The organism is Cohnella massiliensis (genome assembly GCF_900169535.1).
GTDB lineage: Bacteria > Bacillota > Bacilli > Paenibacillales > Paenibacillaceae > Cohnella > Cohnella algarum.
Genome location: NZ_LT821258.1, coordinates 671,023 through 692,660, shown reverse-complemented (window position 1 = coordinate 692,660; position 21,638 = coordinate 671,023). Strand labels below are relative to the sequence as shown.

The following is a 21,638-nucleotide window of genomic DNA, read 5'->3' as shown; positions in this document are numbered from 1 at the left end:
GTCTTCCGGTTTATTTGAAAGCGGTTTCCAAAAAAATGGGATGACGGGATTGACATTCCCGTCTTACAGGAGGTCGAGTTGAGAATATGTTCGTGAAAATGGCGAAAACGGGGTTGTCCGCGATGCTTGCCCTGTCGTTTGCGCTCGCGCTGCTCGGAGCGCCCGGCAAGGCGCTTGCCGTCTCGCTGGAAGCCGAGTCCGCGACGCTTTCGGGCGGCGCCGTCGTCGAAACCGAGCACGCGGGTTATTCGGGCGCGGGCTTCGTCGGCGGCTTTACCGACGGCAACAAGGGAAACGCCCTGGTCCGGTTTTCCTATACGGCGGCGTCGGCGGGCGCTCATACGGCCGCGCTTCGTTATGCGAACGGTACCGGGAGCGACAAGACGCTCAGCCTATACGTCAACGGCGCGAAAATCAGGCAAACGACGCTGCCCGCCACCGCAGGCTGGAGCAGTTGGGCCGCGAAGGCCGAGACGCTGACGCTCGCGGCAGGCGCGAATACGATCGGCTTCAAGTTCGACGATTCCGATTCGGGCAACGTCAATCTGGACAAAATCGACATCGACGTTCCGGCTCCCGCCGATCCGAACGTTTACGAAGCCGAAGCGGCGGCGCTGTCCGGCGGAGCGTCCGTGGCGACGGAGCATGCGGGCTATAGCGGCGCGGGCTTCGTGGACGGCTTTACCGACGGGAACAAGGGGAGCGCGGCCGTCACGTTCTCGGTGAATGCCGCCGAGGCGGGCAGCCGCGACATTACGCTTCGTTACGCGAACGGAACGGGTTCGGCGAAAACGCTCAGCCTGTACGTGAACGGAGTCAAGCTGAGGCAAATCGCGCTTGCGGCGACGGCGGGCTGGAGCGCTTGGGGGACGCATGCGGAGAACGTGACGCTAAACGCGGGCGCGAATTCGATCGTCTATAAGTTCGATCAGACGGACAGCGGCAACGTGAACCTGGACCGCCTCGTTCTCGGCCCCGTATCGGCGGATCCGGAACCGGGCGCGCCGAACGTTTACGAGGCGGAGGAGCAGTTTTACTCGGGCGGCGTGACGAGGACGGCATCCGGTTTGACGAACTTCGTTTCGGCCGGCGCGCGGGCGGTGTTTACGGTGAACGCCGGGGCGGCGGGCAACGCTTCGGCCGAGCTTCGCTACGCGAACGGAACGGGCTCGGCGAAAACGCTGAACGTGTACGTCAACGGGCTGTTCGCGCTCGCGACGACGCTGCCCGCAACCGGGGGCCCGACGGTCTGGGCGAGCAAAACCGAAACGCTGCCTTTGCGAAAAGGGCTGAATACGATTTCCTACCGCTACGACTCCGCAAACAGCGGCAACGTAAGCCTCGATTCCTTGACGCTGGCGGGCGGCGCTGCCTTGGCCGCTCGCGGGGCTACGCTTCCGTATGCGGAGCTGGAGGCGGAGAACGGCGCGACGAACGCCCAGCTTCTCGGCCCCGGACGCAACTACTTGACGGTCGAAGCCGAATCGTCCGGCCGCCGGGCGGTCAAATTGACCCAGACGGGGCATTACGTGGAATGGACGGCGCCGAAGTCGGCGAATGCGCTCGTCGTCCGCTACAGCATGCCGGACAGCGCCGGCGGCGGCGGAACGAACACGACGCTGAGCCTGTACGTGAACGGAACGAAGAGACAGGCGCTCGATCTTACGTCGCGTTATGCGTGGACTTACGGCGCTTATCCGTACAACGACAACCCCGCGAACGGGAACGCGCACCGTTTTTACGACGAAAGCCGGTTTCTCGTCTCGGAGATTCAGGCCGGCGCGACCGTAAGGTTGCAGAAGGATTCCGGGGATACGGCCGCCTATTATACGATCGACCTGATCGACCTGGAGCAGGCGGATGCGCCCTATGCCATGCCGGCCGGCTTCGTCAGCATTACGTCCTTCGGCGCCGTCGCAAACGATGCGGGAGACGACACGGCCGCGATTCGCGCCGCGATCGCCGACGCTCGGTCGACCGGCATGGCGGGCGTTTGGATTCCGGCCGGCACGTTTCGGATGAACGACCGGGTCGACGTAAGCGACATTCACATTCGCGGCGCGGGCACGTGGCATTCCGAGCTTCTCGGGACCGGCGGCAAAGGCGGGTTTTACGGCGTCGGCGGCAACGTCACCGTCGCGGATCTGGCGTTGACGGGCGATTCGCTGTACCGTAACGACGCGGCAGACCATGCGGGCTTCGAGGGGAATTTTGGCGCAGGGTCGCTTATCCAGAACGTATGGATCGAACATATGAAGGTCGGCTACTGGCTGCAAGCCGGAACCGACGGCCTCTATGTCGTCGGGGGCAACGTCCGCAACACCTGGGCCGACGGCGTCAATCTGCACGGAGGCGTCAAAAATACGACGGTCAGCCACCTCAGCGTCCGCAACACGGGCGACGACGCGTTCGCCATGTGGTCCGACGGAGCGCCGAACGAGAACAACTCGTTCCGCTATAACACGGCGCAGGCCCCGATGCTTGCGAACGCGTTCGCGCTGTACGGCGGGAAGGACAACAAAATTCTGGACAACGTCGGCGCGGATACGGTCACGGCGTCTTCGGGCATCGTCGTCAGCACCCGGTTCAATGCGGTTTCGTTCAGCGGCACGACCGAGCTGAAGCGCAATACGCTGCTCCGTACCGGCGGCTGGGAGCCGAACTGGAACACCAGCTTCGGCGGCCTTTGGATCTACGCGGAGAACCAAAATATAACGGCTCCGATCGCGATCGAGGACGTCGAAATCAAGGACAGCACGTACGAGGGCGTCAAATTCAGCTACAACCGGACGATCCAAAACGTCAGCTTCAACCGGGTGTCGATCGAGGGGGCGGGCACGTTCGGCCTGAACTTCGACGGCGTAACCGGGACGGGCACGTTCGGCAACGTGACGGTATCGGGGGCCGCTTCCGGCGCGCTGAACAATCCGAACAACCTGTTTACGATCGTGCGCGGCCCGGGCAACGTCGGCTGGTGAACGCATCGCGTTTTAGCTCCCCGTTGGCGGACGGATGTCCGTCAACGGGGGGTTTTTTATAACATTCAGGGCTTGAAGCCGTGGGATTGGCAGGCCGAAAGGGTACTGGACGGACTGCATGACGGGTTAGCGTAAAACGGCGCCTCCGACTCCGGTTGTCCCGTTTCGTTTCCGTACGCTATAATGGGTAAAACGTTTAATTAGAATGTGTCGGAATGACAGGAAAAGAAACGGAAGTGCTCCCATGAACAAGGAAATCAGCATCGTCGACGTGGCGGCGGAGGCGGGCGTTTCGATCGCGACCGTGTCGAACGTCATCAACGGGAAGGGCCGGGTTTCCACCAAAACGAAGCAAAAAATCGAGCGGATCATCCGCGAAATGGGCTACACGCCGAACCTTCAGGCACGCAACCTGAAAACGCGGCGGACGGATCTGATCGGCGTCGTCGTCCCGACGATGCAACCCGGCCGGCTGCAGGACAATCCGTTTTACTGGGACCTGCTGGCGGGCGTGGAGGAAGGAGCGCGCGGGCGGAAGTTCCATGTGATCCTGACCGGAATCGACGAGGCGACGGAAACGTTTGCGTTCGTCAAGGAACGGCGGCTCGACGGCCTCATCGTCATGGGCACGAACGAAGGCTCGCAGGCGGTCGAGCGGGTCGTGAAGCTCGGCATTCCCGCCGTTTTTATCGACAGCTATTTGCGCAGCCCGGATTTTTACCAGGTGTATTTGGCGGATCGGCAGGGCAGCTACAAGGCGACGTCGTACCTGATTAACCAGGGCCACCGGCGGATCGCGCTGCTCGTCGGCGACGTGCCGATCGAACGCATCCCGTATTACGGCGTCCTGCACGAGCGCTGGCTCGGGTATAGGGACGCGCTGGCGGAAGCCGGCATTCCGTACGATCCCGGGCTGATGATCAAGCTGCCGACTTCGCTCGAAGGCGGCTACCGGGCGGCTTCCCGCCTCGCCGCGATGGACGGGGTGACGGCCGTGTTTTCCTTTTCCGACATCAGCGCGATGGGCCTGCTCAAAGGGCTGCGCGAGCTCGGCCGCTCCGTGCCCGGAGACTGTTCGGTCATCGGCTTCGACAACTTGTTCGTGTCCGAATACACGTCCCCGTCGCTTACGACGGTTTCGCAGAACATTTTGGAAAAAGGACGCGAAGCGGTGCATATGCTGCTCGACCTGATCGACGGCAAGCCCGGCGAGGAACGGACGAAAGTGCTGCCGGTCGACCTGATCGTACGGGAGACGACCGGGCCGGCGCGGCGGTCTTGATGCGCTCAAACGGCGGGGAGCCGCTGCAACGATCTCCCGGGCCCGATTCTTTTTCGCTATGCCGAAGGCAGCCGCTGCCTTCTTTTTTATGCTCTTTTTTCTCCCCCCATCCGAAAATCCGTCACGCCGAAACGAGAATCGGTCATCGAATTCGCCGGCCCGCGCTTTTATACTGAAAGCACAAACCGAAAGGAAGTGTGCCAGTTGAAAGCAGCCGCAATCGCCCGGGACCGGGACGGGGCCCCCCCGCTTCGCCCGCTGACGCGGAAAGCGGGATTCCTCAAGAATCTGTGGAAGTACCGCTACTTGACGCTGATGACGGTCCCGGCCGCCGTCGTGATCGTCATCCACAGCTACCTGCCCATGTTCGGGCTGTTCATCGCCTTCAAAAACGTGAACTATATCGACGGCATCTGGGGGAGCCCTTGGGTCGGATTCGATAATTTTTCGTTCCTGTTCAACTCCGGTTCGCTGTGGCGCATTACGCGCAATACCGTCCTGTACAGCCTTGCCTTCATGTCGATCAATCTCGTGTTGTCGGTGGCGCTCGCCCTTGCGGTCAACGAATTGCGAAACCGCTTCCTCGCCAAATTTTATCAGACGTTCATCCTGATGCCCTACTTCCTGTCGATGGTCGTCATCAGCTATCTGGTCTACGCGTTTCTTAATCCGACGCAAGGGTTTATGAACGCGACGGTGCTGGAGCGGTTCGGGATCGATCCGGTGTTCTGGTATTCGGAAAAAGAGTACTGGCCGTTCATATTGATTCTCGTCAACGCATGGCAGGGCGTCGGGATGGGAGCGGTTATCTACATCGCGGCCATGGCCGGCATCGACCCGGAATATTACGAGGCCGCCGTCCTGGACGGCGCGTCCAAATGGCGCCAAATTTTCCATATCACCTTGCCGACGATCCAGCCGGTCGTCATCATCATGACGATCCTGTCGATGGGCAGCATTTTCACGGCGGACTTCGGCTTGTTTTACCAGGTGCCGCTCGATTCCGGCGCGCTTTATCCGACGACGGACGTCGTGGACACGTACGTGTACCGGTCGCTGCTGGAATTGAACGATATCGGCATGTCGTCGGCCGCGGCGTTCATGCAGTCCGTTCTCGGCTTCGTCATGGTGCTGGCCACGAACGCGGTCGTCCGCAAAATCAACCGCGAGCAGGCGCTATTTTAAAGAAAGAGCAACTGAGAGGTGAACAAAATGAAAACCCGTTCGCGTCACTGGAGCCAGATTTCCCCGATTTCCAACGCGCTGCTTCACATGGGCTTCGTCGCGCTGTCGCTGCTGTTCGTGCTGCCGGTCGTTCTCGTCTTCATGGTGTCGGTGTCCGACGGAGACGCGATCCTGAAAAACGGCTACAGCTTTTTCCCGGAGACGTTCTCCCTGGTTGCCTACGAAGCGCTGTTCAAGGATTACTCGACGATTGTCGGGGGCTACGCCGTCAGCATCGGCATTACGATCGCCGGCACGATCCTCAGCGTCCTGCTGATGGCCCTGTTCGCCTATCCGATTTCCCGGGGCGATTATCCGTTTCGCGCGTTTTTCACCTTCTTCCTGTTTTTCACGATGCTGTTCAACGGGGGGATGGTGAGCCGCTATATGGTGTACACGCAGGTGCTCGATTTGAAAGACTCGTACATGGCGCTCATATTGCCGCTGCTGATCGTCCCGTTTAACGTCATCATCATGCGGACGTTTTTCCAATCGACGATTCATCCGTCGCTGATCGATTCCGCCCGGATCGACGGGGCCGGGGAAATCCGCATCTTTTTCCGCATCGTGCTGCCGCTGTCGCTTCCCGTGCTCGCGACGATGGCGCTGTTCAGCACGATCGCCTACTGGAACGACTGGTTCAACGCGCTGCTGTACATCGACAGCGAGGACAAGTATCCGCTGCAGTATTTGATGCGAAGGGTCATCAACGATGTCCAGTATTTGCGGAACAACATTACGGTCGCGGCTCAAAATCCGGAGCTGATGAGCAAGCTTCCCGACCAGTCGCTGCAAATGGCGATGGCCATCGTCGGGATGGGGCCGATTCTGATCGTCTATCCGTTTTTTCAGAAATATTTCGTCAAAGGACTGACCGTAGGCGCGATCAAGGGGTAATTGCAGTCGAGGGTAGAGCCGGCCAAAGAGAAACGTCGACCAAGATTCGGCGGGAGCTCTGCAGCCGTTCTATTATAAAAACAAGAAACCGTTTACAGGAGGGTTACGGAACATGAAACGAGGAAAATGGAAAGGCGGCCTGGCGCTGGCGGCCGCGCTGTGCCTGGCGCTGCTGCTTCAGGCCTGCTCGGGCGGCGGGGGCGGCAGCAACGAGGGGGCGTCGAGCACGGCTCCGAGTCCGTCGGCGGCAAACCCGGCTTCGCCCGCGCCGTCGGAGGAGCCGTCGGCCGGGGCGGAGCTGGCCCCGTACGAGGTGTCGATCGTCTACCAGGCGACGCCGCAGCAGGACGACGCGCTGATCGAGGAGAAGCTGAACGAGTATTTCAAGGACAAAATCAACGCGACGATCGATCTGCGTCCGATCGCTTCCAGCGAATACAAGCAGAAGACCGAGCTGATGATGAACACCGGCGAGCAAATGGACCTGATTTTCGCGGCTTCCTGGCTGAACTACTTCGGGAACGTCACGAAGGGCGCCTATCTGGAGCTGGATGAGCTGCTGGACAAATACGGCCAGGGCATCAAGCAATCGCTGAACCCGCTCTATCTCGAAGCGCCGCGTTTCGAAGGCAAGCTGTACGCAATCCCGCAAAACAAGGAAATCACGCAAGGCCTGTCGTTCACCTATCGCAAGGATATCGTCGACAAATACAACATTCCGATCGAGCAGATCAACCGGATGGAAGACCTGCGGCCGTGGTTCGAGCTGCTGAAGGAGAAGGAGCCCGGACTCATTTTGAACATCGTCGGCTCCGGCAGCCAGGGCGACAACCTGATGTACGAAACGAATTCCAATTACCGCAGCATCGGGCCGAAGCTGAGCAAGATGCCGCTGTTCCTGGTCGATTACAAGGCGGCCGATCCGAAGGTGAAATCGCTGCTCGATCCGGAAATCGTCGAAATCAACAAAAAAGAATACGAGCTGTACCGCGAATATTACGAAAAAGGGTACACGAACGCCGACGCGGCAACCAATACGGCCAACCTCGCGGATTTGCGCAAGCAGGGGCAGCTTTGGATGCAGCGGGCGACCTGGAAGCCGGGCTCGGACATCGAACTGAAGCTGTCGACGGACAACAAGTACGACTTCGTGTCCCACGTCGTCGCCGAGCCGGTCGTCGATACCGACGCGGCCACGGGCTCGTTGCTGGCGATCTCCCGGACGTCCAAAGATCCGGAGCGCGCAATGATGGTGCTGAACTACCTGCATACCGATCCTTACGTCATTAACCTGCTCGTGCACGGAATCGAAGACAAGCATTACAAGAAGGTCGGGGACAATCGCATCGAGCTGATTCCGGATTCCGGCTACGTTCCGAACGTCCACTGGGTGCTCGGCAGCCAAATGCTGAACTACCTCAAGCCGGGACAGCCCGACGACATGTACGAAAGCTGGAAAACGTTCAACGAAGAAGCGACGCGGTTTCCGCTGCTCGGCTTTGCGTTTGACGACACGAAGGTGAAGAACGAAGTTTCCCAGTTGGCCGGCGTCATGAGCGAATACGCGACGCTCGCCACGGGCGCCGCCCCGAATCCTTCCGCGCTGCTCGAAGAGAGAAACGGCAAGCTGAAAGCGGCGGGAATCGAAAAGGTGCAGGCGGAGCTGCAGGCGCAAATCGACGCGTGGCTGTTGGAAAACAAAAATTAAGCGGCCGGACGGGGAAAGGTTTCCGAAAGGAAGCCTTTCTTCCGCGGCCGGAGCGAAAGATGGGAGAAAAGCGCATGAGCGGTTGGGAAGATCGGGCTTGGCAATACGTTTTGGACAAATTGGAGCGCACGCATGCGTCGATCGGGGACACGTTTCCGCTGGCGTCCGTCGGCGGCAAGTACGACAACCGGGAGCCGCACTGCTGGACGAACGGCTTCTGGCCGGGCCTGTTGTGGCTCGTCTACCGAAGAACGAGGGACGAGCGGTTCCGGGACATCGCGGAGCGCATCGAGGCGAAGCTGGACGGGCCGCTGCAGGAGTACGAGGAGCTGCACCACGATAACGGCTTTATGTGGAGCCTGTCGGCTGTCGCCAACTTCAAAATAACGGGCAACCCGCCGTCCAGGCGGCGCGGGCTGATCGCGGCCAGCCATTTAGCCAGCCGGTTCAATTTGCCGGGCCGCTTCATTCGGGCCTGGCTTTACGAGGGCAGCGAGGGACTGGCGATCATCGACTGCATGATGAACCTGGGGCTGCTGTATTGGGCGAGCGAGCAGCTGGGCGATCCGCGCTACCGGCATATCGCCGCGGCCCATGCGGAGACGACGCGGGAACATTTCATCCGCCCCGACGGCTCGGTTTGCCATATCGTCCGGTTCGATCCGGAATCCGGGGAAAAAATCGAGGCGCTCGGCGGGCAGGGCTACGCCCCCGATTCGGCCTGGTCCCGGGGCTCCGCCTGGGCGATCTACGGGTTCGCGATCAGCTACCGCTACACGAAGGAAATCCGGTTTTTGGAGGCGGCCCGCAAGGCGGCCGGTTTCTTCGTCGCCAATTTGCCGGAAGACCTCGTTCCCCCGTGGGATTTCAGGGCGCCCGAGGACGGGCGCCGGGCGAAGGATTCGACGGCGGCGGCATGCGCGGCGAGCGGGCTGCTGGAAATGTCCCGCCTCGTTTCGCCGGAGGAAGCGGCCGGCTATCGGGAATGGGGCGCAAAACTCGTCCGATCGCTGTTCGAACGCTATACGCCGGACGAACCGTCGGAAGAAGCCTTGATTGTCAAAGGAACCGGGAATTTTCCGCGGGGAGGGGAGGTGGAGACGCCGCTCATTTACGGCGATTATTTTTTCGCGGAGGCGCTGTTGAAGCTGAAGGGCGATGCCGAATTGTTCTGGTAAAGGTTCGAGGGAGAGTGCGGCCCGAAGGCCGCACCCCCGATCAAACGGCAAAGGAGAGGGAACGATGAGAGCGGCGGCCTTGAAAGCCGTTTTATGCCTGAGTATTTTGGCAGCGTTTACATTCCTGGGGGGCGGCAGCGATCGCACGGCGCAGGCCGCGGACGAGTATGACGCGATGCGGGACAAGTGGCGGAAGATGCTGACGGGAGAGCCGCTGGATCCGGCGGACGCCGACGTCTCGGCGGCGGTGGCGGCGCAGGCCGCGGAAGCGAACGGCTATTGGCAGAGCATGAACAAGTCGGCAACGCGGACGCATCTGTGGAGCGATATTCCGAACGTCGGCCACTCCGTCCATATCCGGACGGCGTACGAACGGCTCCGGGCGATGGCTCTGGCCTATTCGACGCCCGGCTCGGCGCTGGCCGGCGATCCGGCGTTGGCGGCGGACATCGTCGGCGCGCTGGACTACATGTACGCCACCCGGTACCACGAATTCGTCGTGACGACGCCGAGCGGGACGAGCAACTGGTGGGACTGGGAAATCGGCATTCCGATGGCGCTGAACGATACCGCCGTGCTCATGTACGACCTGCTGTCCGGCAGCCAGATCGCGAATTATACGAACGCGGTCGAGCGGTTTTCGCCGGTCGTCAACAAGACGGGGGCGAACCGCGCGTGGAAGGGGATCGTCGTCGGCGTGCGGGGCGTCATCGCGAAGGACGGCGTCAAGCTGGCCGACGCGAGGGACGGCCTGTCGCCCATTTTCAATTACGTGACGAGCGGCGACGGGTTTTACGCGGACGGTTCGTTCATCCAGCACGGAACGATCGCGTATACCGGCGGCTACGGGATCGATCTGCTGCAGGCCGTCGGCGACTTGATGGCGCTGCTGCACGGCACGGCGTGGCAGGTGACCGATCCGGACCAGGCCAACGTCTGGCAGTGGGTGCACCGCTCGTATCGCCCGGTCATCTACAAGGGAGCGATGATGGACATGGTGCGCGGCCGGGAAATCTCGCGCCACTACCGGCAGGATCATGCGGCGGGCCATGCGGCGATCCAGGGCATTCTCCGGCTGGCGGAGATCGCCCCGGCGGCGGACGCGGAGGCGTTCAAGAGCATGGTCAAGGGATGGATTCTGGCCGACGGCGCCCTGGATTTCCTCGCGAACGCGCCGCTGAAGCATTTGACGCGGGCGAAGGCGCTGCTGGCCGATCCGGCGGTCGCGCCGGCAAGCGAGCAGGCGGGATACGCGCAGTTTTCGCGGATGGACAAGGCCGTTCAGGTGCGCCCCGGGTACGGCTTCGGACTGGCTATGTACTCCAGCCGGACGTCGAGCTACGAGGCGATCAACAGCGAAAACGGCCGGGGCTGGTATACGTCCGCCGGAACGACGTATTTGTACAACGGCGACCAGAACCAGTACAGCGGCGATTACTGGCCGACGGTCGACGCGTACCGTCTGCCGGGCACGACCGTGCTGTCGGGCGTGTCCGCAACGCCTCATTTGAGCGCGAACAACTGGACGGGCGGAACGGCGCTGCTGGATACGTACGGCGTTTCCGGCATGGACCTGAACTATGCCGCGACGACGCTGACGGCGAAAAAATCCTGGTTCATGTTCGACGACGAGATCGTCGCGCTCGGCGCGGGCATCGCAAGCGCGGATGGCGTTCCGGTCGAAACGATCGTCGAAAACCGCAAAATCGGCGACGCGGGCACGAACGCGCTGACGGTCGACGGCGCCCTTCAGCCGTCCGGCCTCGGATGGTCGCAGACGCTGACCGGGGTCCAATGGGCGCATCTTGCGGGAAGCGCTCCGGGCGCGGATATCGGATACTACTTTCCCCAATCGGCCGATCTTGCGGCACTTCGCGAGGCGCGGACCGGCAACTGGAAGCAAATCAACAACCGCCCGGTCACTCCGGCGGCGAACGTCACCCGCAATTACGTGAAGCTGTGGATGAACCACGGCGCGAATCCGGCCGGCGCCGGCTACCAGTACGTTTTGCTGCCGAACAAGACGAGCGCGGAGGTCGGCGCCTACGCCGCCAATCCGAATATCGAGGTGCTGGAAAACTCGGCAAGCGTGCAAGCCGTCAAGGAGAAGACGCTCGGCATCGTCGGCGCCAACTTCTGGACGGACGCTCCGGAGACGGCGGATTTCATAGCGGTGAACAAGAAGGCGTCCGTCATGACGCGGGAGCAGGCCGGCGAGGCGCTGGACGTCGCGATCTCCGATCCGACGCAGGCCAACGCGGGGACGATCGAGGTCGAGCTGGCCCGCGCGGCGAGCGGTTATGCCGCCGATCCGGGCATCACGGTGACGCAGCTGGCGCCGACGATCAAATTCACGGTGAACGTCAACCAGGCGAGAGGGAAGACGTTCAAGGCGAGCTTCGATCTGTCCGGCGCCGGGCAGACGCTGTTTGTCGACGACTTCCATGACGGCAACGCCGACGGCTGGACGCCGACGAGCGGAACGTGGACGGTCGAGTCGGGCGTTTACAGCGGCACCGCGGGCAGCTCGCGCAGCTTCTCCGTCGCGGGCGACGCCGCATGGACGGACTATGCGCTGGAGGCGAAGGTGAACGTAACGAACAACGCCGGCGGCAACAAGGACGCCGGGCTTGTTTTCCGCTATGCGGATCCCGACAACTTTTACGCGCTGTATTTGAAAAACGACGACCGAACCGGCCGCAAAATGGAGCTCGCGAAGTTCGAAAACGGCGTCCAGACGTCGCTGGGCTTCGCCAATCCGAGCATTGCTCCGGACACCTTTTACACGTACAAAATCGTTGTCGACGGCGATGTCATCGAAGCATACCAGGACGGCGTCCTTCAGGTGAGCGCGACGGACAGCGCGCACGCGGCGGGCAAGATCGGGGCCCGGGTTTACGCCAGCACGAAGGCGCTGTTTGACGATATCGCCGTAACGAGCCTGCCGTGACCATCCGAACGAACGGAGGAATGGACGATGCGAAAAGCGACAAAGAAGCGCGAATTGACGAGGAAAATGCTGCGTCTCGGTCTGGGTCTCCTGCTGGCCCTGCAATTGCTGTCAGGGGCGAGCGGCTTCGCAACGGCGGCCGTCCCGCCGCTTCCGGGGCCGGGGAACCCGCTGCTGTACGACGATTTTGCCGGCGGCGGGCTGTACAAGCAGAACTGGACGAACTGGTACAACCAAAACGGCGGCACGGGCGCTTTCGCGAAGACGACGGCGGATTCCCGCTCGGTCGGCAAGTTCGCGCAAACGCCGGCATCGCCGGCATCGTGGGCGAAGTTTCAGCCGATGAACGAGACCGTTGATCTGACGGGGTACCGCTACTTGCATTTTACGTTAAAAAATCCGGGCTACCCCGAATCGCGCATCAAGCTCGAAATCAACGACGGCACGACGAACTACGGCTTGACGAACGGGTGGACGACGGTTCCGGAGGAATGGACCGAGCTTTCGTTCGATCTGGACGCGCTGACGCCAACCATTCGGAAAAAAGCGGTCAAGCTCGTCGTCTGGCTGAACCAGACGGGCGGGCAGTACGGCGAAATGCTGATCGACGGCATTTTCGCGACGACGGCGTCGACCGGCACCGCGCCGACGCTGACGGATGCCGGCATGACGTCCAATTCGAGCGGCGTCGATAACCAGAATACGATGTACTTTTTTACCGCGACATATGCCGATGCCGACAACGAGAAGCCGTTCGCCATCCAGACGGTCATCGACGATACGGCCTACGACATGAGGGAGACGGACCCGGCGGACGCCGATTATACGGACGGCAAAACATATGCGTTCGCCACCAGACTGGCGCCGGGCAGCCATTCGTATTATTTTCGAACGACGGACGCCACTTCGGACGAAGTCGCCACCCCCGTGCAGCCGGGGCCGACGGTCGTCTATTCGGAGCATCTCGTCGACGTCGTCGTCAGCCAGGCCGGCTATAGCGCGGGCGATTTCAAGAGCGCTTCGGTGACGTCGACGACTTATTTGACCGACACGACTTATCGAATTGCCAACGGCGGAGCGGTCGTCGATGCCGGCAGCATGGTTTATGAGGGAATCGTCTGGGGCAAGCACGTCTATACGATCGATTTCTCGGCGGTTTCCGCTCCCGGAGAAGCCTACGCGATTATGACGAACGGCATTTCGTCGTATCCGTTTCCGATCGCGCCTAACGTTTGGGACCGCTACAAGGACGAGATGACGGCGTTTTACCGCATCCAGCGCGCCGGCGTCGCGACTTCGGACGCCTATCCGCCGGGATACAGCACCGCGGCGCCGTCGGCCAAGGCCTTCCATCCGGCCGGGCATCTGGACGACGCCAAATCGGAGGACGGCACGGCGCACTACGATTTGACGGGCGGCTGGTACGATGCCGGCGATTACGGCAAGTACGGCGGCAACCAGTGGGTCGGCGCGCAAATCGCCCTGGCCTACGTTCGCCACGCCGATTCGCCGAACGTCAAGTTCGACAACGACGGCAACGGCGTTCCCGACCTGGTGGACGAGGCGATCTTCGGCAGCGAGTACCTGATCAAGTTCGCCGACCGGCTTGGCGGGGCCATGTACAACATCCGGAACAACGCGACTTTCCAGCATCCGCACAAGTCGACGGACAACGTGCCGAATACGGCGGACGACCGGAAGCTGACGGATCTTAGCGTCGGCGGGTCGGCGAAGTCGGCGGGCACGCTCGCCGCGACGGCCCGCGCGATCCACGCCGCGATCGCGCAAGGAGACGTCGACGCTTCGCTTGTCGCGGAGCTGACCGCCTTTGCCGACGAATGCGAGGCGGCGGCGGAAGTGTTCTACGAGTATGCGGAGGCGAATCCGAACGGCCCGATCGGCTCCTATTCCACGAGGGGAGGCCTTCCCAATTCGCTGCTGCTGGCGCAGGCGGAGCTGTTTTTGCTGACGGGCGATACGGCCTATCGCGATGCCGCGGCCGCGACGATCGGCGGGCTGGCCTTCGAGGACCTGTACGCGACGAATTACTGGGACATGGCGCCGATCTCGATGGCCGAGCTCTATCCGGTCATGGACGCGGGGACGCAGGCGCACATTCACGGCCTGCTCAAGCGGCAGGTCGACTACTTCCTGTCGGTGGCGGACGATACGCCTTATGGCGTGTTTAACCAGTTCAAAAATTTCGGCGTCAATGAGCCTCACGCCTCTTATCTGGGCGATTTGATGCGTTACTACGAGCTGTTCGGGGATCCGGCGGCGCTGCGGGCCGTGCAGAAGGGCATGTACTGGATTTTCGGGGCGAATCCGTGGAACATCAGCTGGGTGTCGGGCATCGGCACGGACTACGTCGATTTCCTGCACACCCGGTTCGACGAGGAAGCGAACAAGGCAGAGGGGCTCGGCATCGTCATTCCCGGGGCGATGGTCAGCGGGCCGAACATGAAGGACACGATGAGCAAAACGAGCGCAAGCCCCTGGTACGAGGACCGCTCCCTTTATCGCGACAACATCAGCCAGTGGCGGTACAACGAATTCAGCGTCAGCATCCAGGCGGGGCTGCTGTATGCCGTCATGGGGCTCGGCGCGACGGCGGGGGCGGGCTCGGCCGGGGGAACGGCCCCGGAGCCGCTGCCGATTTTGTCCCCCGTCATCGGGGACTACGTCCGCGGCAGCGTCGCCTTGCTCGCCGACCGCGCGCCCGGCGTCGGCTCCGTCCAGTATGCGCCGGCTGGCGGGGGGTTCGCGCCGATGTCGGCGTCGGGCGCGGTCTACGCCGCCGCCATCGATGAAAGCGGCAGCGCGCCGTATACGAACAAAAGAGTCGATGTGAGAGGCGTCGATTCGAACGGAAACGTCACGTACAGCTCGACGCACTACACGGTGGCGCCGCCGCTGCCGGACCCGGCGAACCCGCTGCTGTACGACGATTTCGGCGGTGGCGGCTGGTGGGGAGGATCGGCGGCGAACACGAACTGGGTCAACTGGTACAACCAGAGCGGCGGCGCGGGAACGTTCGCCAAAGTGACGGAGGACGGGCGCACGGCGGGCAAGTTCGCGCAAACCCCGACCTCGGGCAGTTCGCTGGCCAAATTTCAGCCGTCGCATGATATAGTGGACTTGTCGGGCTACCGTTATTTGAACGTGACGCTGAAAAACCCGGGCTACGCGGACCTTCGCACGCGAATCGAAGTACAGGACGGCTCGCGGACGGCGAATCTGACCGGCGGCTGGACGGCCGTTCCGACGTCCTGGACCGAGCTGCGATTCGACCTCGACGCGCTCGTTCCGGCGCTGAACAAGAGAACCGTCAAAATCGCCGTCTGGCTGAAGCAGGAAGGCGGGGCTTACGGCGAAATGCTGATCGACGAAATCAAAGCGACGAACGTCTCAAGCGGCAGCGCCCCGACGCTGACGGCCGGGGGCGTGAGCGCCGCTTCGGGTCCGCCGTCCGCGGATTTCACGTTCAGCGTTACTTATGCCGATGCGGACGACGAGCCGCCCTTTGCGGTCGAAGTCGTCGTGGACGGGGTCGTCCGCCGGATGGCTCCGGCCGACCCGGGCGATACGACGTATGCCGACGGCAAAGCGTATACCTATACGACCAGGCTGCCCTACGGCAACCATTCCTACTATTTTCATACGTCGGACACGACCTCGAACGCGGTGAGCACGCCGCTTCAGTCGGGCCCGGCGGTCGACCGAACGCTGTTTTTCGACGACTTCGGCGACGGGAACGCGGACGGCTGGTCGGCGACAAGCGGAACGTGGTCGGTTCAGGACGGAGCTTACGTCGGCCAGGCGGGCAGCGGCAACAGCTACGCGGTAGCGGGAGAAGCCGATTGGACCGATTATACGCTGCAGGCGAAGGTGAGCGTCTCGAACAATCCGGGCGGAAACAAGGATGCCGGACTCGTCTTCCGTTATGCGGACGAAAACAACCACTACGTTCTGTACTTGAAAAACAACGACCGCACCGGCCGCAAAATGGAGCTCGTCAAGGTCGCCGGCGGCGTCCGGACGACGCTTGCCTACGCCAATCCGAGCGTCGTTCCCGATACGTATCACGAGTACAAAATCGTGGCAGCCGGGGATTCCATCCAGGTTTACAAGGATGGCGTTCTGGAAATCGGCGCGACGGACGGCACGTTCGCCGGCGGAAAGGTGGGCGCGCGGGCGTACGCGAATACGAAAGCGTTGTTCGACGACGTAATCGTAACGCAGTGATGAGGCTTGGGGGCCGAAGGGCGCGATGTGGTGCACGGGGTGCGCTGCATGGGGCGGATCAGTGGCCGAATGTGGCGCGATGTGGCGCACTGGGGCGTACGGGAGAGGGGGGATTCGATGTACAAAATTCTCGTTGTCGACGACGAGCCGAGAGTGAGCGCCGGGATCAAAAATTTGCTGCTCGCGTCGAATCTGGACGTCGTGCATGTGGAAACGGCTCACAACGGGTTCGAGGCGCTCGATTATTTGCGGATGGACGCTTACGACCTCGTGCTGACCGATATCCAGATGAGCATGATGAACGGCATCGAATTGATGGAAGCGATTTATATGGAGCAGCCCCATCTCCCGATCGTCGTCATTTCGGCGCACGAGAAATTCGATTTCGCCAAAAAATCGCTGCGGCTCGGCGCCCGGGACTACCTGGTCAAGCCGGTGGAGCTGGAGGAGCTCATCCGGGTCGTGAAGCGGGTGCTGCTGGAAAAAGGGGAAGCCGGGCGCAAGGCGCTGGAGCGCACCGCCCGGGAACAATCCGGGGAGGAGCGGCTGTCCCGGCGAAAAAAAGCGCTGATCGAACTCATCACCGAAAAGGATTTGCAGCCGTCCGATTACGCCGAGCTGACAAGCCAGCTCGGCGCCCGGCATGGCGGCGTACGGTACGGCCTCCTTGCCGTTCATTTCGAGTTCGGCCGGGCGGGCTTCAGCAACCGCGAGATTACGCTCCGCGACCGCAAGCTGCTCAAATTCGCCTCGGTCAATATCGCGGAGGAGAGCCTTGCGGATTGGAACGGGCTGGCGTTCTACGACTCGGGAAGCCGACTGGTCGCCGTCATCGAGTTCGACGACGGCGACGTGCCCGACCGTCCCGTCCAGGTGAAATCGCAGCTCAACCTGATCGGGCAGTCGCTGTGCATGAACCTGAAGCAGTATTTGAACGTCGAGGCGACCGTCGGCATAAGCACGCTGTGCAAGGAAGCTTCGGCGCTGCCGAGGCTGCTCGAGGAGGCGGCGACGGCCGTCCGGTGGCGAAGCCTGCATCCGAGCAACCGGGTGTTTTATTACGAGGACATGGTCGGTCCGGGCGGAACGAATTACATGGACTGGGTGTCGCGGGTCCACCGTTTCGTCGAAGGGCTGAAGCTGTCGGGAGGCGAAGCTTCTCCGGAAGAAACGGGCGAGCTGGTCCGCGAGCTGACCGGGCTGTCCCGCTCGCCGGAGCTGTTCAACAGCTGCTTCGGGCTGCTGGCGTACCGGCTGTACGGGCTGCTGCTCGAGTGCGCCCAGGGCACCGCGTGGCCGCTCCACCGCTTCGACCCCGACGCCTATTTTCGGGCGGTTTCGCCCGAGGAAAAGGCAGCCCGGCTGGACGATTATATCGCCGAGCTTTGCTCTCTGCTCGGGCAATGCCTGCTGGAGCGGGACCAGTCGATCGTCGCCCGGGTGACGGAGTACATCCGCGCGCATTTTCGCGACCGGGGGCTTAAAGTCCAGGACATCGCCGGCGAGGTGCATTTCAGCCCGGCATACGTCAGTTATTTGTTCAAAAAAGTGATGAAAGTCAACGTGTGGGAATACGTCACGGCCGTGCGGATCGAGGAAGCGAAGCGGCTGCTTGCGACGACGGACAAAAAACGCTACGAGATCGCCTACCAGGTCGGCTACGAATCGCCGGAGCATTTCAGCCGGATTTTCAAACGCAGCGTCGGCGTCTCGCCTGCCGATTACCGGAAGGAAAGACAGGGGGAATCGGACTGAGCCTCAAGTCTAAAGTCATCTTGTCGTTCGCTCTGTTCATCATCGGCCCGTTTCTCGTCGTCGGCTGGATTTCCGCGTTCAGGGCATCGAGCGACATAAAAGAGGAAGTCGGCAAAACGATGCTGCAGCTGGTCCGGCAAAACCACCTGACGATCGAAAAGACGCTATCTTCCGCGAACGATACGACCGTGGCCTTTTTGAACAACCAGTTTTTCAGCGATCCCCGGCAGTACGCGTTCTGGACCGGCATCGAAACGCTGGCGGAAATGAACGAGGCGGACCGGATTCTGGAGCGCCTGTCGGCGGACGGTACGGAATATACGCTGTATATGAAAAACGAGGAAAACCTGCGCCCCGTCGTCGACACCGCCTACAAGACGAGAGGCTTCAAATATACGGACGACCGCTATTCCGGCTTGCCCGCCTGGGCGGAGGAAACGGCAAACGACGGCGGCAAGGCGAGCATCCGGCGGATCGAAACCGCAAGCGGCGCGGGGACCGTCGCGTTTATGCGGAGCATTTTGCACCCGGTGAGCTATGAGCGTTCCATCGGTTTGCTGGTCGTCTCGAAGCTGGAAGTTTTGCTGATGGAGGATGTCGTCTCCGTGCAACTGCCGGAGGATACCGGCATTTTTTTGCTGAACGAGAAGGAAGAGCGGTTGATGCAGGTCGGCATGGCGGGCGGCGGCGGAAACGGCAACGGGGACGAGGCCGCTTATCCGGACGACGTCCGGACGATGACGGAAGGGTACCGTTTCGTCAAGGAAAGCGGCGGCGAATGGCTGTACGCTTTCTCTTACCGGCCGAAGTTCGATACGAGACTGATTTACAAAATTCCGGTCGCTTCCATCATGGGCGGCCAGACCGCCTTTCAATGGACGATCATGATCATGTCCGCCGTCTATTTGCTGCTGGTGCTGTCCTTCGTGCTGTACTTGCTCCGCCTGATTTTGAAGCCGCTCGCCAGGCTCATTTCCATCACCAAAATTTACGAGCCGGGCAAGAAGCTCGACTTCGGCGACACGCCGCTGCGCAAGGACGAGCTCGGCATTTTGTACGGGGCGTTTATCCGGATGACGAAGCGGCTCGACCAATCCGTCGAAGAAAACTACGGGATGAAAATCAAGCAGAAGGAGACGGAGCTGTCGACCCTCCACTCCCAAATTACGCCGCATCTGCTGTACAATACGCTGGATTCGATTTACTGGTACGCGATCGACAGCGGCAACCGGAACGTGGGCGAGATGGTCAAGGATTTGTCCAAGCTGCTCCGCATCGGCCTAAGCAAGGGGAAAACGATCATTACGATCGGGGAAGAGCTGGAGCACGTTCAGGCCTACACTCGTCTGCAAATGCGGCGCTATCCGGACGCGTTTGCGGCGGGGTGGGAAATCGACGAATCGGCCACGAAGTTCATGACGCCCAAGGTCGTGCTGCAGCCGCTTGTCGAGAATGCGATTTTTCACGGCGTCAGCGGCATGGACGGGGAAGGCGAAATCCGGGTTCGCGTCGAGCGCGCGGGCGACGAGATTCGGATGACGGTGGAGGACAACGGCTTCAAAGAAGCCGACGTCGGGATGCTGCAGGCGATCGTGGAGGGCGAACTGACGGACAAAGGGTACGGCATCCGCAACGTGCAGCAGCGCATCCGGCTCCATTTCGGCGAGCGGTACGGGCTGCGGTACGAAAAGCGCGAAGGGGGCGGCCTCCAGGTCACCGTCGTTATCCCGGCTTGGGAGGATGAGCGTTGACGGGATCGGGCGCGGGTCCTGTTCGCGGCGGCGTCTGCCGCGCGCCGCGGAATCGTGCTATAATCGATTAAACTTGCCAGAAAAAGGAGGAGGCCGAACGATGAGGATTACCGTCGATCAACAAAACGATTCCAAAGTGGCCATCGTATCGGGCGACGGCATTTTGATCGGGAGCGTGGACGACGCGCTGGATTTGATGGCGACCGTCCGATACGACGGATGCGACAAGATGCTGCTGAGAAAAGAGAACATCGCGGACGACTTCTTCGAATTAAAAACGAAGCTGGCCGGGGAAATCTTGCAAAAATATACGAATTACCGCATGAACGTGGCCATAGTCGGCGAATTCGCCGGGTATAACAGCAAGAGCTTGAACGACTTCATTTACGAATGCAACAAAGGCGGCCGGTTTTTGTTCAAGCAAACGGAAGCCGAGGCGCTCGAAGGGCTTCACCGAAGCGTGACGTGAATATTGAAAGGGCGAGGCTATCCCGGGGGTTCTCCCTTGAGGATGGCCTCTTTTTCCCTTGGCGCTCCTTCGGATCGTTTTCCGGCATCATGATCCTCGGACAAAAGCGCAAGCCCTACGGACAGATTTCCTGACACCGATGCCCGAAACTTTCGAACAATCCGTTATTAATTATAGATTTGCCTTATATGGAACGAGCATCCTCCGGTCTACAATGTAAGAAAGTGCGACATCCGGGAGACAGAAGGAGGATACTCGAATGACTCGAATGGCGGCGCAAAGCGTCCCCAAAGCCCGAAAAGCCAAAGCTGCGGCTTCCCGGCAGCTTCCTGAAAGCATATGGGGCTACATCCTGATCTCGCCGTGGCTGATCGGTTTTCTGACGCTCACGCTGTGGCCGATGCTTCAATCGCTCTACCTTTCGTTCACGTATTACGATCTGTTGTCCAGCCCAAGCTGGACGGGCCTGGCCAATTACAAGGAAATGTTCACCGACAGTCCCGACTTCCGGACCTCGATCCGGGTCACGTTTACTTACGTGCTGCTGGGGGTTCCGCTCAAGCTCGTCGTCGCGCTGCTCATCGCGCTCCTGCTCAGCAAGTCGATCCGGGGAATGCCCCTGTTCCGGGCCGTCTTCTACTTGCCCTCCCTGATCGGCGGCAGCGTCGCCATCGCGATGGTATGGAGGGACATCTTCGGAAACAACGGCATCTTCAACAAGCTGCTGGCCGCCGCGGGAATTCGGGGCATGGACTGGATCAACGACCCGTCCACCTCCTTGTACACGCTGATCCTGCTCGCGCTGTGGCAGTTCGGCTCCGCGATGGTCATCTTTCTCGCGGGGCTGAAGCAGCTGCCCCGGGAGCTAAGCGAAGCCGCTTCCGTCGACGGCGCTTCGGCGTTCCGCACGTTTTTCAGGATCAAGCTTCCGATGCTGACCCCGCTTATTTTGTTCAATATCGTCATGCAGACGATCTACAGCTTCCAGATGTTTACGCAGGCCTACGTAGTGACGGACGGCGGGCCGATGAATTCGACGCTCGTCTACGCGCTCTATCTTTTCCGCGAGGCCTTCTCCTACTTCGACATGGGGTACGCCAGCGCCCTGGCCTGGGTTCTTCTCCTGATCGTCGCCGTCATTACCGGCCTGCTGTTCGGGTCGTCGAAAAAGTGGGTCCATTACGAATCTTGAGTCCGAGGA

Annotated in this window: 12 protein-coding genes; all 12 read left to right on the top strand. The window is 61.2% G+C overall.

The features are described from left to right. Positions 1 to 86: 86 nt before the first annotated feature. The 12 genes from B7E11_RS12700 (at position 87) to B7E11_RS12645 (ending at position 21,629) form a co-directional block, all read left to right on the top strand. The gene (locus B7E11_RS12700; RefSeq protein WP_080834856.1) at positions 87 to 2,978 is read left to right on the top strand and encodes a CBM35 domain-containing protein; all 2,892 of its coding nucleotides are present in this window, start codon (positions 87 to 89) and stop codon (positions 2,976 to 2,978) included. A 244-nt stretch (positions 2,979 to 3,222) separates the two neighbouring features. Next, positions 3,223 to 4,260, top strand: a complete 1,038-nt coding sequence (locus B7E11_RS12695; RefSeq protein ID WP_176220720.1) for a LacI family DNA-binding transcriptional regulator — start codon at positions 3,223 to 3,225, stop codon at positions 4,258 to 4,260. Between the two features lie 195 nt (positions 4,261 to 4,455). Further along, entirely contained in the window at positions 4,456 to 5,445 is a 990-nt protein-coding gene (locus B7E11_RS12690) for an ABC transporter permease (RefSeq protein ID WP_425430064.1), read from the top strand. A gap of 27 nt (positions 5,446 to 5,472) precedes the next feature. Then, positions 5,473 to 6,381: a carbohydrate ABC transporter permease gene (locus B7E11_RS12685; protein WP_080834853.1), complete on the top strand. Its 909-nt coding sequence runs from the start codon at positions 5,473 to 5,475 to the stop codon at positions 6,379 to 6,381. A 112-nt stretch (positions 6,382 to 6,493) separates the two neighbouring features. Beyond that, entirely contained in the window at positions 6,494 to 8,089 is a 1,596-nt protein-coding gene (locus tag B7E11_RS12680) for an ABC transporter substrate-binding protein (protein ID WP_080834851.1), read from the top strand. A gap of 74 nt (positions 8,090 to 8,163) precedes the next feature. Beyond that, entirely contained in the window at positions 8,164 to 9,267 is a 1,104-nt protein-coding gene (locus B7E11_RS12675) for a glycoside hydrolase family 88 protein (RefSeq protein ID WP_080835544.1), read from the top strand. A gap of 64 nt (positions 9,268 to 9,331) precedes the next feature. Then, complete coding sequence (locus B7E11_RS12670; protein ID WP_176220719.1) at positions 9,332 to 12,217, top strand: polysaccharide lyase family 8 super-sandwich domain-containing protein; 2,886 nt, start codon at positions 9,332 to 9,334, stop codon at positions 12,215 to 12,217. 27 nt (positions 12,218 to 12,244) lie between these two features. Further along, complete coding sequence (locus B7E11_RS12665; RefSeq protein WP_080834848.1) at positions 12,245 to 16,462, top strand: glycoside hydrolase family 9 protein; 4,218 nt, start codon at positions 12,245 to 12,247, stop codon at positions 16,460 to 16,462. A gap of 117 nt (positions 16,463 to 16,579) precedes the next feature. Further along, positions 16,580 to 18,217, top strand: coding sequence for a response regulator (locus B7E11_RS12660; RefSeq protein ID WP_176220718.1), 1,638 nt, complete (start codon positions 16,580 to 16,582; stop codon positions 18,215 to 18,217). 20 nt (positions 18,218 to 18,237) lie between these two features. Continuing rightward, entirely contained in the window at positions 18,238 to 19,968 is a 1,731-nt protein-coding gene (locus tag B7E11_RS12655) for a sensor histidine kinase (RefSeq protein WP_080834844.1), read from the top strand. A 100-nt stretch (positions 19,969 to 20,068) separates the two neighbouring features. After that, positions 20,069 to 20,437 (top strand): DUF4180 domain-containing protein, encoded by a 369-nt coding sequence (locus tag B7E11_RS12650; protein WP_080834842.1) that lies wholly within the window; start codon positions 20,069 to 20,071, stop codon positions 20,435 to 20,437. Between the two features lie 259 nt (positions 20,438 to 20,696). Further along, positions 20,697 to 21,629, top strand: coding sequence for a carbohydrate ABC transporter permease (locus B7E11_RS12645; RefSeq protein ID WP_139787163.1), 933 nt, complete (start codon positions 20,697 to 20,699; stop codon positions 21,627 to 21,629). Positions 21,630 to 21,638: the final 9 nt, after the last annotated feature.